This window comes from Olivibacter sp. SA151 (assembly GCF_054130995.1).
Genome location: NZ_CP096391.1, coordinates 2575138 through 2590030 on the forward strand (window position 1 = coordinate 2575138; position 14893 = coordinate 2590030).

The 14893-nt window shown below is 41.3% G+C and carries 10 protein-coding genes; 6 read left to right on the forward strand and 4 right to left on the reverse strand.

Annotated features, from left to right (window positions below):
• The first annotated feature begins 10 nt into the window (after positions 1-10).
• The gene (locus M1D52_RS10455; RefSeq protein ID WP_437392526.1) at positions 11-1318 is read left to right on the forward strand and encodes a glucosidase family protein; all 1308 of its coding nucleotides are present in this window, start codon (positions 11-13) and stop codon (positions 1316-1318) included.
• A gap of 89 nt (positions 1319-1407) precedes the next feature.
• Here M1D52_RS10455 and M1D52_RS10460 read toward each other — a convergent pair whose 3' ends face one another.
• Positions 1408-2100 (reverse strand): phosphonatase-like hydrolase, encoded by a 693-nt coding sequence (locus M1D52_RS10460; protein ID WP_437392527.1) that lies wholly within the window; start codon positions 2098-2100, stop codon positions 1408-1410.
• Between the two features lie 440 nt (positions 2101-2540).
• On the opposite strand from M1D52_RS10460, the gene M1D52_RS10465 reads away from it, so the two are divergent.
• Entirely contained in the window at positions 2541-4079 is a 1539-nt protein-coding gene (locus M1D52_RS10465) for a sulfatase family protein (RefSeq protein WP_437392528.1), read from the forward strand.
• Between the two features lie 164 nt (positions 4080-4243).
• Entirely contained in the window at positions 4244-4498 is a 255-nt protein-coding gene (locus M1D52_RS10470; protein WP_377610468.1) for a hypothetical protein, read from the forward strand.
• A gap of 72 nt (positions 4499-4570) precedes the next feature.
• On the opposite strand, the gene M1D52_RS10475 is transcribed toward M1D52_RS10470, so the two are convergent.
• Positions 4571-6106: a sulfatase gene (locus M1D52_RS10475; protein WP_437392529.1), complete on the reverse strand. Its 1536-nt coding sequence runs from the start codon at positions 6104-6106 to the stop codon at positions 4571-4573.
• Positions 6107-6673: 567 nt separating this feature from the next.
• On the opposite strand from M1D52_RS10475, the gene M1D52_RS10480 reads away from it, so the two are divergent.
• On the forward strand, positions 6674-7240 hold the full coding sequence (locus M1D52_RS10480) for a hypothetical protein (RefSeq protein WP_437392530.1): 567 nt from the start codon (positions 6674-6676) through the stop codon (positions 7238-7240).
• Positions 7241-7686: 446 nt separating this feature from the next.
• Positions 7687-8982 (forward strand): paraquat-inducible protein A, encoded by a 1296-nt coding sequence (locus tag M1D52_RS10485; RefSeq protein ID WP_437392531.1) that lies wholly within the window; start codon positions 7687-7689, stop codon positions 8980-8982.
• Positions 8983-9018: 36 nt separating this feature from the next.
• Here the strand turns inward: M1D52_RS10485 and M1D52_RS10490 are convergent, their stop codons facing one another.
• A complete protein-coding gene (locus M1D52_RS10490; RefSeq protein WP_013667474.1) occupies positions 9019-9912 on the reverse strand; it encodes an EamA family transporter in 894 nt (297 codons plus the stop codon).
• A gap of 423 nt (positions 9913-10335) precedes the next feature.
• On the opposite strand from M1D52_RS10490, the gene M1D52_RS10495 reads away from it, so the two are divergent.
• Positions 10336-12852 carry a phosphocholine-specific phospholipase C gene (locus M1D52_RS10495; protein WP_437392532.1) on the forward strand — a complete coding sequence of 839 codons (2517 nt, stop codon included), beginning with the start codon at positions 10336-10338 and terminating at the stop codon, positions 12850-12852.
• 144 nt (positions 12853-12996) lie between these two features.
• Here the strand turns inward: M1D52_RS10495 and M1D52_RS10500 are convergent, their stop codons facing one another.
• Complete coding sequence (locus M1D52_RS10500) at positions 12997-14886, reverse strand: RagB/SusD family nutrient uptake outer membrane protein (RefSeq protein WP_149105846.1); 1890 nt, start codon at positions 14884-14886, stop codon at positions 12997-12999.
• Positions 14887-14893 lie beyond the last annotated feature (7 nt).

The window sequence follows — 14893 nt, forward strand, 5'->3', positions numbered from 1 at the left end:
TAGATAAAAAATGAAAAGAACTACAATAATCTCATTCCTTGTTTGCCTAGGCATTTACGCATGTAATAACCAAACGAGCAGGAATAAGGAACAGACATTAGCACAGATAATTGCAGCTGACAGTAATCTAAATATAGTGAAAGAGCGAGCCTTAAAGGTGGTAAGCACGGGCTTTAATGCAGGAGATGGATACCGTGAAGTTTGGATTCGCGATTATAACACTTTTATTAACCTTGCTGCAAAAGCTCACCCAAAAGACACCTTAAGGGATAACTTGGTTATCTTTTTCCAATTGCAAGGAACAGATGGTAATATTGTTGACGGTTTTGTTCCAAAATCTACTGTAAAACCGAGCAAAGGAGGTTATGACTATATCTATAACGATCTGGCACCCCATTACGCAGGACATAAAAACACCGTGGAAACTGATCAGGAGACCTCATTAATACAGGCCGTGCATAAATACCTGCAAGCAACGCAGGACACCACGTTTTTAAACCTTAAAGTAGGTGCAATCCCTGTACGCGATCGGATGGAGCAAGCCTTATCCTTTCTAATGAATAAGCGATATAACGAAAAATATGGACTGCTATGGGGGGCAACAACAGCTGATTGGGGCGATGTGCAACCCGAGCATGATTGGGGTGTTTATCTAACCGACGATTCCCACCTGGCGATCGATATTTATGATAACGCCATGTTTTTGATCGCCTTAGATAATTTTATGGAGATGGTACCTGAAAAAGCAGCAAAATGGAAGCCCATCCGCGAGCATATTGCGAAGAACACGATGGAACATCTCTGGGATGCTGAGCGCCAAAAATTTATCCCCCATCTTTACCTGAACGGCTCACCATTCGATAGCACTTTTGACGAAAATGCAATCTACTATCATGGGGGTACAGCAATAGCTATTGAGGCTGGCTTGTTAAATAAAGACGAGATTAAAGCTTCTTTGGACAAGATGATTGCCAACGTCAAGGAATCAGGAGCCGCAACCATTGGTTTAACACTTTATCCCACTTATCCCGAAGGTGCGTTCAAGAACAAAGGTATGTACCCTTACGGCTATCAAAATGGCGGAGATTGGACCTGGTTTGGCGGACGAATGATTCAGCAGTTAGTCAAGTATGGCTTTCAAAAAGAAGCTTATGAACAGCTAAAGCCGATGGTGGATCGTGTGATCAAGAATAACGGATTTTTCGAATGGTATACTCGCGATAATAAACCCGAAGGTTCCGGAACCTTTAGAGGGGAAGCGGGGGTATTATATGATGCCATTACTTGTTTGCAAGAACGTATCGAGACAGAAGAATAAATGAATACGATAAGTGGTGCCTGAAAGTTTCTTTCTACACTTAAGACACCACTTATGTTGATTCTGTTTCTATATATGAACAACGAAATTTATGCAGTAACCTCGTCCAATAAAGATAATACATCAATCAAATCGCCGATAATTTTATCCGGATTTGCCGTTTCTAGTTGCTCAACAGTATGTGCACCGGTAGTAATACCGATATTTAAACCACAACCGGCATTTTGACCTTCCTTGATATCTATGGTCGAATCTCCTATTTTAGCGACTTGACTGCCATCCGTTATGTTAAAACGTTTCATGGCAAAATGGATCATATCGGGATAAGGCCTATTTTCCGGTACGTCGCTGGCGGTTACCAGCGCGTCTATTTGCTCACCCTCTTTCCATCGCAATTTATCGATAATCGACTGAGCGGTAATCCTATCGTAACCCGTATTGAGAACTACTAAAATATTCCGCTCTTTCAACGCTCGAAAAAGTTCTTCGGCATTCTTCTGAGGTACAATTTCCTCCCTTTCATAGGCTTGGTCGAGCTGCTGCCTGAAGCTCTCGTAAATCGAATCAACTAAACCCTCGTTCTCTATGTTTTCATACCTGGCAAGTATGGAACGGATTGCCTGTTTCTTTTCCTTTCCGGCACCCTCCGCTAAAACTTGTTCTAAGCTAAAGTCAAATCCAGCTTCATTAATAGCTTTTTGCAATGTTTTGTAGACGATATTATCTTCATCTACTGTGGTGCCGGCCATATCAAAAACAACCATTTTTATTTCATTAGACATAAAATTTAAATATTAAATCAATTTTCAAATATAAACAAAGTTTACTTATAATGAACTATTTCAAAAATTAAATTTATGTTAAGCTTTATAAGGAGGGTAGGCGCATGATTTTGTTTTAAATAGTACAATTTTAACGCAGATGTTTATTTTGTCTAAACATATTTCTTGTCACTATATGTAAACGTCAACTTAATAAAGCAGATCTAAGATGTCTTATCATTTGCGTTGATGGTGTCGTATTGGACAGCGGTGCGCTAAACTGTTTTTTCGCAATCGGTTGCGTTTAATCACTACTGGATAATGTGAACTAGAACTGTTAGTTTTATTGCTTATTGATGATTTAACGAATCGCTAACCGCACGAACGCGGCTTGTTGGTCTACCGGCTGTATGAGGAAAAAAGCAAGCTAATGAACGTAGTAGCGAATAAAAGATGCTAAAATGACACCAATAACAAACAACTTAAAACCATGGGTGGGCCTCATTTTATTGAGTATTGCCTTATTAAGTTCCCAATTCGGATACGGACAGCAAAAATCCGGGAAACCAAATATTATTTATATATACGCTGATGATTTGGGTTATGGCGACGTAAGTGCGTATGGCGCTACAAAAATACAGACACCCAACCTCGATCGTTTGGCTGCCAGCGGTATACGGTTTACCAATGCACATACAACCTCTGCCACTTGTACCCCATCCCGTTTTGGCTTGATGACGGGTATTTATCCTTGGCGACAGCAGGGCACGGGCGTCCTTCCGGGCGATGCAAAGCTGATTATTCCCACCGATCGTATAAGCTTGCCGAAAATTTTTAAAAAGGCGGGCTACCACACCGCCGTGGTTGGTAAATGGCATTTAGGTCTGGGGACACAGGTGAAGAAGAATTGGAATACAGATGTAAAGCCAGGCCCAAATGAGGTCGGTTTCGATTATTCGTTTATTTTTCCCGCAACAGCGGACCGTGTACCCACCGTATTTATGGAAAATCATCGCGTGTTAGGGCTTGATCAGAACGACCCGATAGAAGTAGATTACCAACAACCGGTAGGCAATGACCCCACAGGTAAAGAACATCCGGAGTTGCTGAAAATGCATTCATCACCCGGACAAGGGCATAGTCAAACCATTGTAAACGGTATCGGACGTATTGGCTATATGAGCGGTGGCCATCGGGCAAGATGGGTCGATGAGGAAGTTTCTACCACATTTCTTTCGGTTGCGCAGAAATATATAAAACGGAATAAAGAGCGACCTTTTTTTCTTTATTTTGCGTTGACTGAACCCCACGTGCCCCGTATGCCCGCTACTATATTTAAGGGAAAAAGCAATCTAGGTTACCGAGGAGACGCTATTCTGCAATTGGACTGGACCGTTGGACAGATCATGGATCAAATAGAGTCACTCGGCTTGTCCGACAATACGCTGATTATCTTCTCGAGTGATAATGGACCGGTGTTGGATGATGGCTATCAAGATGGTGCAGTAAGCCAACGAAATGGGCATATGCCTGCCGGGCCCTTAAGAGGAGGCAAATACAGTATATTCGAGGGAGGTACACGCGTGCCCTTCATTGTCAGTGGGGCAGGAGCAGCTAAGGGTGTTACTTCAGATGCACTTCTTTGTCAGATCGATCTGCTCGCCTCCGTTGCCGATATGCTGGGGCAGGCGATACCGAAAGGAGAGGCCTTCGATAGTCAGGCTTTATGGGACACTTTTCTTGGAAAAGATAAAGAGGGAAGAAGTCACTTGATTGAACACGCCGGAAGTCTAGCTGTTATTAAAGGGAAATGGAAATACATTGAGCCGGGCAATGGACGGGCTTATGCCAAGTTAACCGACACAGAGCTAGGAAATGCGCCACATCCGCAATTATATGATCTATCAAAAGATATGGGTGAAAAAAATAACGTGGCAGATACTCATCCGAAGATCGTGAAGGAGTTGGCTGCTATTTTAGCAGCCGAACGTAACAAATAAAGGAAATCTTCGTAGCCGATACAGTATTCGGGAAGGAAGACATCGGTTCATTAGGAATGATATTATACTGAAATTTCTATAAAACGCACAAAAAAATAAAAAATTAATAATAAACAATCGTTTGTGTAATATAAGGGTGGTATATTAGAATAAAAATTATTGCCATGCATTTGAAACTACCTTTATTAAGTAAATTACTCAAATTAGAGATTACAACGATAGGAGATATTCGACTGATTTGGTTGAATGATACGTATGTGATTACCGAGAACCCGATGACGCTGGACGTTGAAATAGATTGTTTGGACACTTACGAATCTCAATCGCTTTCCGCTAATGAGCTCACCGATATTCTGACTTTCAAGAAAACAAAGTCCTTATCGGCGGGCCAACGAAAGATGAAAATAGCTAATTCGTAAGTGTCGTTGCCTTTTCACTTTATCAATTGACTTTTTGAATATCAGTCACATCAACAATAACCACATTGCTGTTTAGTCGTGCCTGTCGGGCATGGGGACAGGTTGGCCACTTGTCTTGTTTATTGGCATAGGTGCCCTCCATTTTCTTAATTTATCGCTTAACAATTGGCCGAGTTCCTTCACTTTATCCGAATAGTGAACAGCTAAATTATGTGATTCCTGAATATCATTTTTTAAGTTATATAGCTCAAAGCTTGTATCACGCATATTATAAATAAGCTTCCAATCCCCTTTCCGAATAGCGCTTTTATAGTTGATACCCGGGCCATCGTCCGTTGTCCATTTGTTTGGCGAGTGCCATATTAATGCACGTGTTGAGTCGCTCAAATTGGGATTTTTAAGGTAGGGCACAAAACTCTTGCCATCGATGCTTTGCACAATTTCTGTTGATGGAACACTTGCCATTTCTAAAATGCTGGGAAAAAAATCTTCAATCATTACGTATTGGTTTACCACCGAACCGGCTTTTGCAACACCGGGCCATTTCACGAGCATGGGTTCGCGGATTCCGCCTTCATAAACTGAGCCTTTTCCGGCCCTTAAAGGTAAATTTTGGCTATGCGGTGATCCACCCCTTGGTGGCGATAAACTCAAACCTCCATTATCACTCATAAAAATGACGATGGTATTATCGGCTATTCCCTTTTCCTGTAGATAGTCCATCAGATCGCCTAAGCTTTTATCCATACCTTCCAATAACGAGGCATACATCGCTTCAGATTCTCCTAAACCAGTATCGATGTATTTTTGATAAAAGCGTTTATCAGCCTGCAATGGGACATGTACGGCATAATGCGCCATATTCAAATAAAATGGCTTCCCTTCTTTAATCGGCTGTTCCAGTGCCTTGATTGCCTCCAAAGTGAGTGCTTCCGTGAGGAAGGTATCTCTTCCATAATACTCTTCCAGATCAGGTACAGCCTGCCAACTTGCCTTGCCCGGAAGATTGCCATAATTTTCCTGCCCCAAATAATTCTGTGGATGTCCGGCGGCATGGCCCGAGATATTAACCATAAAACCCATATTATAAGGATTGGCCCCCGGCGTTCCGGCAGAGCCCCAATGAGCTTTCCCTACATGAACGGTAAAGTAGCCGGCATCTTTCAAAATTTTCGGAAAAGGGGTTGCATGAAAGGTATGCGGAATATTCGGCACCGGGCTCATACCATTATAATTCCAGGATGCTGCGCCAAACTGTTCATCAAGAGCATCGGTATTATTATTAGGAGCGGGAGAAGTCCAATTCGTCACACCATGATGAGCTGCTGTCATGCCCGACAGCATACTGACACGTGTAGGCGTGCATACGGGGTTTGCATAGGCATTGGTGAATTTAGCGCCTTCTTTTGCCAAACGTTCCATATTGGGCGTATGGTATTTCCGATTTAAGGACGTAATCTCTGTCCAAAAGGGCTCCGAACTATCCTGCCATCCCATATCATCAACCAAAAAAACAATGATATTGGGACGCTTTTTGGATTGTCCGAATGCAAAAGTTGATGTGGCTGATAGAAGGAATACAAGGCAAAAAATAATCAATTTCATCATCTACAGGTTAAAATAAACCATAACATTCATTCTTTGAGATGTGTTTGGCCCATTGGTAACATGATCCGGTCTTTAAGCGCTGTACAGCAGTTAAGGATAATGTAAAAGCAATAGTAGTATAAAAAAGAAGGAAAACAAAATTGGCAATAAACGCAATCGGTTGCATTACGTGGAGTACTTCTTTCGGTACGCCTGTGATATATTAAGGGGTTGTTCTTCTTCTTGTTACCTGCCTATAACCATGTTGTGGGGAGTCTAAAGAAACGCTCCGAAATGGGGAGTAACGGAGCGTTCGCTAACCAATTATAAACCTAATTATGAGAAGGCGATTTTTTATATAGACAAAGATAATTTCGTTGCATTAATCGTGTGTTTAGCTTGTATTAATTTTTCTGTCCACTGATTTGCTTTAGCCTTCAAAAATTCGGCTTTACATAGTACGCCTAATGGAGAATTGCTTACCAGGCGGTGATGAAAATAAAATTGCGAATTTTCTTGTTTTACTTTGAAATACAAAGTACTTTTGAATAGAAATAACAATTCGATTATTCACTAAATTTTACAAGCATGAAAAAGCAAAGCAGCATTTATTCATCTATTATAGGTGTCGCATGTGTGACCCTGTTCCTATTGCTGATCCCTTTCGTAGCCATGCACTTTACCAACGAGGTAAACTGGAGCCCGCTTGATTTTATTATTATGGGAGTGCTTATATCCGGAACGGGGATTTCATTTACGTGGCTGGTTAGGCGATCGCCCAATCTCATGTATCGAATTGCCATCAGCATAATGGTCGTGGCCACCTTTTTAATGATCTGGGCCAACTTAGCAGTAGGCCTGATCGGCAGCGGCCCAAATATCGGCAACCTTATGTATATAGCAGTAGCCATCGTCGTGATCGTTGGCTCCTTGCTATCGCAGTTCAAAGCGGCCGGCATGGAACGTGCCATGTATGTCACCGTACTGACACTGGTAGTGCTTGCAACAATTGCCCTTCTTGCAGGTATGCAGCATCATGGCAGCTCGGTCATCGAAATATTGGGCGTTAATGGTTTCTTCGCCGGCCTGTTTCTAGTTTCGGCAGCATTATTTCATTATGCGGCTAAAAATGCATTAAATAGGACTTCGCTATGAAATGATCAGATCAGTGCGAAGGTAAACCGGCAATACATGTGAAATTTGATGAATCAGTTGCTAGAGTAGTAAAAAAAAATGGCGGCCGAAGCCGCCTCCCATGTCACTTTCCCTTTGTTAATTCTTTAAGGCATGCACGTTTGTCGGTCATGCCGGTGCCGAAATACATTTGGTAATTCGCACCTAATGTTTTTCGATAGATAGGATGCTTGAGTGAAACAAAAGTGAGAAATATAGCGAAACGATGAAAGAGGTATAACACTATTTTTCATATAGGATTTTTCCTGTTTTTATGAAAAAGTGTTTAATATAATCTGTAACGATCACAGGTTGGTTGAATTAATGTGAAAATCATCCCGAAAATTTTTTAGATCTGTAAAACAATATAGGGAGGCATATCGTATGTAATATATCCTTAACTTATATGAAAGATTAAATACATATCTATGTTTTCAAAAACTAAACTTTTCCTCACCATAGGGCTGAGCTTGCTGTTGTTATTGATAGCCTTTTCGGGGTACCGTATCAATGCCCTATCACGGCAGCAAGTGCAGATCATGGAAGACTATAGTACCGTAAATAGCATTGCATTCGGCATTCTTTCTATTAATAAATGGGAAGAAAAGATAACTACAATAGTTGAAAAACAAATTCAGCAGTTCAGTTTTACGCCGGAGCAAAGGGTTGAGCTGCAGAAAGAAGTGGAAAAAATGCTTCATGCTATGATCGATAAAGCCATGAGTAATCTGACGAAAAGGCAAACGAGCATCAAAGGAAAAATACGGAAGGCGGCAGTCAATGTTTTTGTCGATGAAGATCAATTACACGATCAGGTTCCCGGTTTTGCAAAAACCATTGTCGATCAGGTAAACAAACCATCCACCAAGAAAACCTTGAAAAATCTGGCCGAAGATAAACTGGATGAAGTAAAAGAAACGACTTTCGACAGCTCTATGGTGGCGCAACGAAAAGTAACCAACGCCATTTTCAGTAAATACGGTGCGCGAAACAGTACCGGCTTCAAAAAGAAGACGGATAAACTATTTGCCGATATCCGCTACGAGAGCTATGCGTATACGCTTGTTGTTTTTGCCTGTATTTTACTGTTGTTGGCCTTGTGGAAATATTTCATCGATCATCAGGAATTGCAAAAATCATTATTTATTTTTTCACTTTTAGCCGCTGGCATTGTGTTAATTGTAGGCGTTTCATCGGTCATGATTGAGGTGGAAGCAAGGTTGGAGAAGATAGACTTCCACTTAATGGGAGAACATCTCATTTTTGAAGACCAAGTTCTTTTCTTTCAGAGCAAGAGTATTATCGATGTGGTAGTAATTCTTTTGAAGAATGCCAAGATCGATTCCATCGTGGTAGGTCTGCTCATTTTAATATTCAGTGTATTCTTTCCGCTCGGTAAGCTGATTTCATCGGGCCTTTATCTCTTGCGCGAGTCGAGCAGAAAGAATAAATTCGTCCGTTTTTTCGCTTTCAAGTCCGGTAAATGGAGCATGGCCGACGTCATGGTGGTGGCAATCATGTTGACCTATATTGGTATGAACAGTATGCTAACTTCTCAGTTAGCCGTTTTAAACATCAAGGAAGACAATATTACGAGTATTGCAACAAACAATACCTCTTTACAACCGGGCTATATGGTATTTGTTCTATTTGTCGTATTTGCCTTAATCCTGTCGGAAATACTACATAGAATCACCAAAAAGATAGCCGAAATTTCATCTTAAATCAGCTATATATGAATAGTTACCGGTTTATTTGACTTACTTTAATGCCATATTTCTCTTCCTTCCGTACAAATAGGCGATGTTGAAAATCACAACGGCCGTGAAAATCATTCCAAAGGCAATAAGCTGAACCGTATTGATCGGTTCTTTATAATATAGAATGGCCAATAAGAAACTAATGATGGGATTTAAATATAATAAGGTGCCGACAATAGAAGAATCCAACCCTTTAAGAGCAAAAATATTGAGGAACAGGGGAATAATGGTGTAACCTACTGCAATAATTGCAACAAGGCCATAGAATGTCATTGTTTTAGGTACCGTAGTATCAATGACCGTTAAAATCGGGAGCAGCAAGAAGGTGCTCACGACAATATGAATGGTTAATGTGAAAAATTTATCCATCTGAAAGGTATTCTTTTGAAGCACTAAATAGATTGCATACGAAAGCGCGATCACCATGCTGTAAATCAAATCCATAAAATGGCCATATGCAAGGATAAGGCAACTAATCAAGCTTAACAGTACAGCAAACCATTGTCCTATATTCAGTTTTTCACGCAAAAAAAGGCTGGCTAGAACTGTCGTTAAGATCGGACAGATCAGGTAGGCCAAAGACGTGGCGTTGACACTGACTGCATTCATCACATAAATAAACGAGAACCAATTCAACCCGAGCATAATGGCACTGAAGAACATATTTATCAGCAGTTTTACTCTTTCTTTTGGCGATATTGTTTTGACATAATGGATACTGGCAAAAGTTTGTTTTCTTCTGAACATAAAACAAACGAAAGCGATACTAATAGCAGCAAAGATGACGCGGTGAATAAGAATATCCAGCGCCGCATAAGCACTTAACGGTTTTAGTACTAGAGCAAAAGTGCCCCAAATAGCGAAGCCTAATACGGCAGATAGATAATGTTTCATTAAGATGTAAAGCTAACACTTGATATGACAGCATGCGGTTGGAAAAAATTGTCTTTGTTATGGACTAATATACTTCATTTCCTTCAAATTCGGTAGCGTCATTTTGACCTCTAAAAGTTTTGTGCGCAAAGCAAATCGCAAATCCGGAGATCGACGGCCTCGTCGCCGAGTTAATGATTTAATAATATTGATATAAAACTAACTTTCAATTTTCTGAATAGTTTTGGCGATATCAACTTCAACAACGCGGATGACGAGGTGTATTTTTTGAAATAAAACCGGCGACACTGAACTAGTCTTGGTAAATTTAGCATATTTTACCCAACTTTATAAGAAGTATCAACATCCTCCCCGTCGGGTAACCTGTATGAGGTTTCCATTGAGATTGCGTTTTTAAGGTAATACATTGTAACGATTTTTAAAATGAATAATTCACGTAGAGATTTTCTCAAAAAAGCAACGCTTCTATCAGGGAGTGCTGCTTTGACACATATAATGCCTGCTACTATTCAGAAAGCACTGGCCATCAATCCGGCTAAAGGAAGCACTTTCTACGATGCCGAGCACGTTGTTTTTTTAATGCAGGAAAACCGATCATTCGATCACCTTTATGGCACCTTACGAGGTGTGCGCGGATTTAACGACCCACGGGCCATCGAATTGCCCAATAAAAACCGCGTTTGGCTTCAATCCAATCCGGAAGGGAAAACCTATGCACCTTTCCGCTTGAATACAAAAGAAACGAAAGTGCCTTGGATGGGTTCAACACCTCATGGCTGGACAGATCAGACCGATGCCCGTAACAAGGGGAAATACGATCGTTGGTTAGAAGTGAAAAAGCCTTATAACAAAGCCTATGTAGATATACCCCTTACACTCGGTTACTGCGACCGTTCTGATTTTCCTTTTTATTATTCGCTTGCTGATGCTTTTACGGTGTGCGATCAGCATTTCTGCTCGAGTATTACCGGTACGCACCCGAATCGGTGGTACTGGATGACGGGAACCGTACGCGAGCGTAATGAAGTGGATGCGAAAGCGCACCTATGGAATATCAGCAATTATAACAAGCCGGAGTTGAATTGGAAAACTTTTCCTGAGCGTTTGGAAGAGCAGGGTATATCTTGGCGAATATATCAGAATGAGTTAACGATGGGCCTTGGCCTAAAAGGGGAGGAAAGTGCTTGGTTAAGCAATTTTGGTACAAATGTCATGGAATATTTTCAGGCTTATAACGTTCGTTTGCATCCGAGTAGCATTTCCAATTTGGCGGAACGCAAAAAATTGATAAAAGAGGAGATCAACAGGCTTGAGCGTGAAGGCACGTCGGCAGATAACAAGCAACGTTTGGTAGCAGCAAAAAAGGTGCTGAAAATGATTGAAGCAGATCAATTGCTCTATACAAAGGAAGCTTATCAAAATTTAAGCGATAAAGAAAAAGCCTTGAATAGCAAAGCTTTTACGGTAAACAATGAGGATCCCTATTTTCATGAGCTTACTACATTAAAATATACAGATGGGGGAGTCGATCGTGAATTACGTATTCCGAAAGGGGATGTGTTGCATCAGTTTCGCAAAGACGTAAAACAAGGTACTTTACCCACCGTTTCATGGTTAATGACGCCGGCCAATTTCTCGGATCACCCAGGTTGCCCGTGGTTTGGCTCTTGGTATGTGAATGAAGTATTGGAGATTCTATTGGAAAATCCGGAGGTATGGAAAAAAACGATCTTTATTTTAACTTATGATGAGAACGATGGTTTCTTCGACCATGTGCCACCCTATGCGGTTCCGAATCCCTACGAAGAGGATAGAGGGAAGGTTTCTGCAAAAATAGATAGCCGGATGGACTTTGTGACGAAAGATCAACAGACCAATCCTTCGGCAATGGAAGATCGGCTTCGCGAAAGCGCTATTGGCTTAGGCTATCGCGTGCCTTTGATTATCGCCTCACCCTGGACGCGAGGTGGTTTCGTCAATTCTGAAGTTTTTGACCATACCTCCTCCTTACAGTTTCTTGAACGCTTTCTCGATCGTAAATTCAATAAACAAGTAAGAGAAGAGAACATGACGACTTGGCGTAGGAGTATATGTGGAGATTTGACATCGGTTTTTCGACCCTATCATGGCGAGCAGTTAACAAATCCCGGGTTCCTGGATAAACAAACCTTTTTGGAGGATATTCATAAAGCGCAATTCAAGGAAATACCTACTAATTTCAAAGCCTTGGAGGAAGCGGAAATTACGCAAATCAATGAAGATCCTAAGGCTTCTCTCTATTTTCCAAAACAGGAGAGAGGAACCAAGTTCGCCTGTCCTTTGCCTTATGAACTTTATGTAGACGGTACTTACGATACTGCAAAACAGCAATATCATGTCCGTTTTGTAGCCGGTCAAGATGCTTTCGGCGCACAGGCGGCGGGCGCTCCTTTTTTGGTTTACGCGATGAATCCCTATAAGGATGAGGTATTGCGTACTTGGGAATACGCGGTCGCAGCTGGTGATCTACTGGAGGATAGCTGGAATGTACCCGCTTTTCGGCAAAGTCAATATCACTTACGCGTGTATGCTCCCAATGGCTTTTATCGCGAATTTATCGGGAATGAAAAACACCCGGGTATAGCGGTTAATTGTGTTTATGAAAAACATGATGTGCAGACAAAGCGATTGACAGGCAATGTAGTGATTAAGCTAACGAACAACAGTAAATCAGAAAAAACAGTGATTGTAAGTGATAATAGCTACAAAAAAGAAGCTGTCCATCGTAAGTTATCAGCCGGTAGTAGCGTTGACATTGTGATGGACTTGAAAGATAGTCACCAATGGTATGATCTCAGCGTGCGGCTTGCCGATGACGCTTACTGGTCTGAACGTTTTGCGGGACATGTGGAAACAGGTGAAATCTCCAAAACAGATCCATTGATGGGAGGGGAGGTCTAGTTGCTCAAAAAGCGATTTATGAGGTTATCATCAACAGGGGCGTGATCAATCAAGATTTAAAACTCGTCTAAACGAGTTTTAAATCTTGTGAAATTATAGTATGGCCATACAAAATAAATCGTCGATACGTTGATGTTAAAAGCGTTATTCAATGTATCCGGGATTTTGAACCAATAATGGGTTTTTCCTTATTTCGTCTCGCGAAAGGGGTAGAAAATATAGTTGGTTTTTCCAAACACGATTTTCTTTACTATTAAATTCCTGTGGAGTATAGCTGTAATTGTAAATAGATTCATCATATCTATAATTACCTGACAAGGTTTTTCCAGGCTTGAACGTTCCATCAATTTTAACTATTGTCACTTTCCTGCCAAGTGTTTCTTCAGCAATTAACCATCTCCTCGCATCAAAAAAACGCTGTTGTTCATAAGCCATTTCTATGCGGCGTTCATGGCGGTATATTTCTCTTAGCGTACTTTGATCCGTTGCTGTGATAGCGGGCATGCCCGCCCGGAAGCGAATTTTATTTAGCCAAGTTCTTGCCGTTTCCGTGTCGCCCAGTTCAATACAGGCTTCCACATAGTTAAATACAACTTCTGTAAACCTAAAATAGGGCCAGGGCACGAACTGCCTTGCTTGCGCATCAATAATATTCGGGTCCGGATCAATAAATTTTTGAATATAATAACCTGTCCAAGTCCCGTTATGTGCTTCCTTAGGTCCTTGTTTTGTGTCTAATCCGGCAAATTTCGTCAGCTTGCCATCTACGATTAAATCATATGCACCTGTTTGTATTTGATTGGCTGGGTCTAAAGGATTATTTCTTGGTTTCCAATCTGCGCCATCGTACAATATGGAGGCATAAAAGCGCGGATCTCTGTTTTTATAAGGGGCCGCTTTATGAAGAGGATTGTTCCAATCGAATTTAGTTCCATCATTCATTTCATAGTCATCTACCAAAAGGCCTATAGGTTGGTTCCCACCCCAATTGTTATAACCATTCGGACCGTTATCTCTGGCATGCGTTGAACTTTGTTCGGTGATAAAATAGCGTGCATAAAGTATGTCAGATGCCGCCCCCTGATCAATACCTGCTGCTTTGCTACCGCCACCCATGGCGATACTTTTATAATTAATTCTCCCCTGTTCCGGTGCGACCGGTTCGGTTAGATTTAATTTATAACCCGTTCCCGCATCCAACACCGCCTTAGCGGCAGCCTGTGCCAAACGATACCGTTCTTCTTGGGAGCCGCTCGTATACGCTAATAAAGGTAATCTCTCCGAAAGATTATTTAGATCCGTGACCTTTGCAGTAAGCTTTACGGCGTCATGCAGATCGCTTGCCGCATAAATCAAAGTTCTGGATTTGAGCGCCAAAATAGTGAGCGAATTAATACGTCCTTTTTCAAGTACAGTATTCCCCAATCGCCGGTAGGCTTCATCGCAATCCTGTATAATTTGATTTACACAGGCCTCATACGTGCCGCGTTCTTTTTCATATATAATTGGATCTTCTGAGTACTCATAGCTGCTGGTAATAATCGGGACACCACCGTAGTACCTTAATAGTTGGTGATAACAATAGGCGCGAATAAAAAACGCCTGAGCCAATAATTTATCTTTAGCTCCTTGATCACTGATACCATTTTTGGTGTCATCTGTTAGTCTTTCGATCGCAATATTGCTGAATCTTATATACGTATACATGCGCTCCCACCACCTGGATGTCCCGCTCCAGCCTTCATTTGCCCCATTGATAGCACCTGTATTCAATAAGAGGAAAGCATCGGTATGGTTCCATAACGACTCATCAGTTGCTGAAGCTTGCATCTGTTCGGTGAAACCGGAGTTACCTGCTTCAAAAACATTGTAAATATCACTGACAAATTTTTCTGCTAATACCGGGTCTTGCCATATCGTCTCATCGGAGAACGCGTTACGGGGGGATACATCTAAAAAATCTGTACTACATGCTGTCGTAAACAATAGAACAGCCAACATATAAAAAATCCTGTTTTTCATTAATGTCTTCATTTCACCT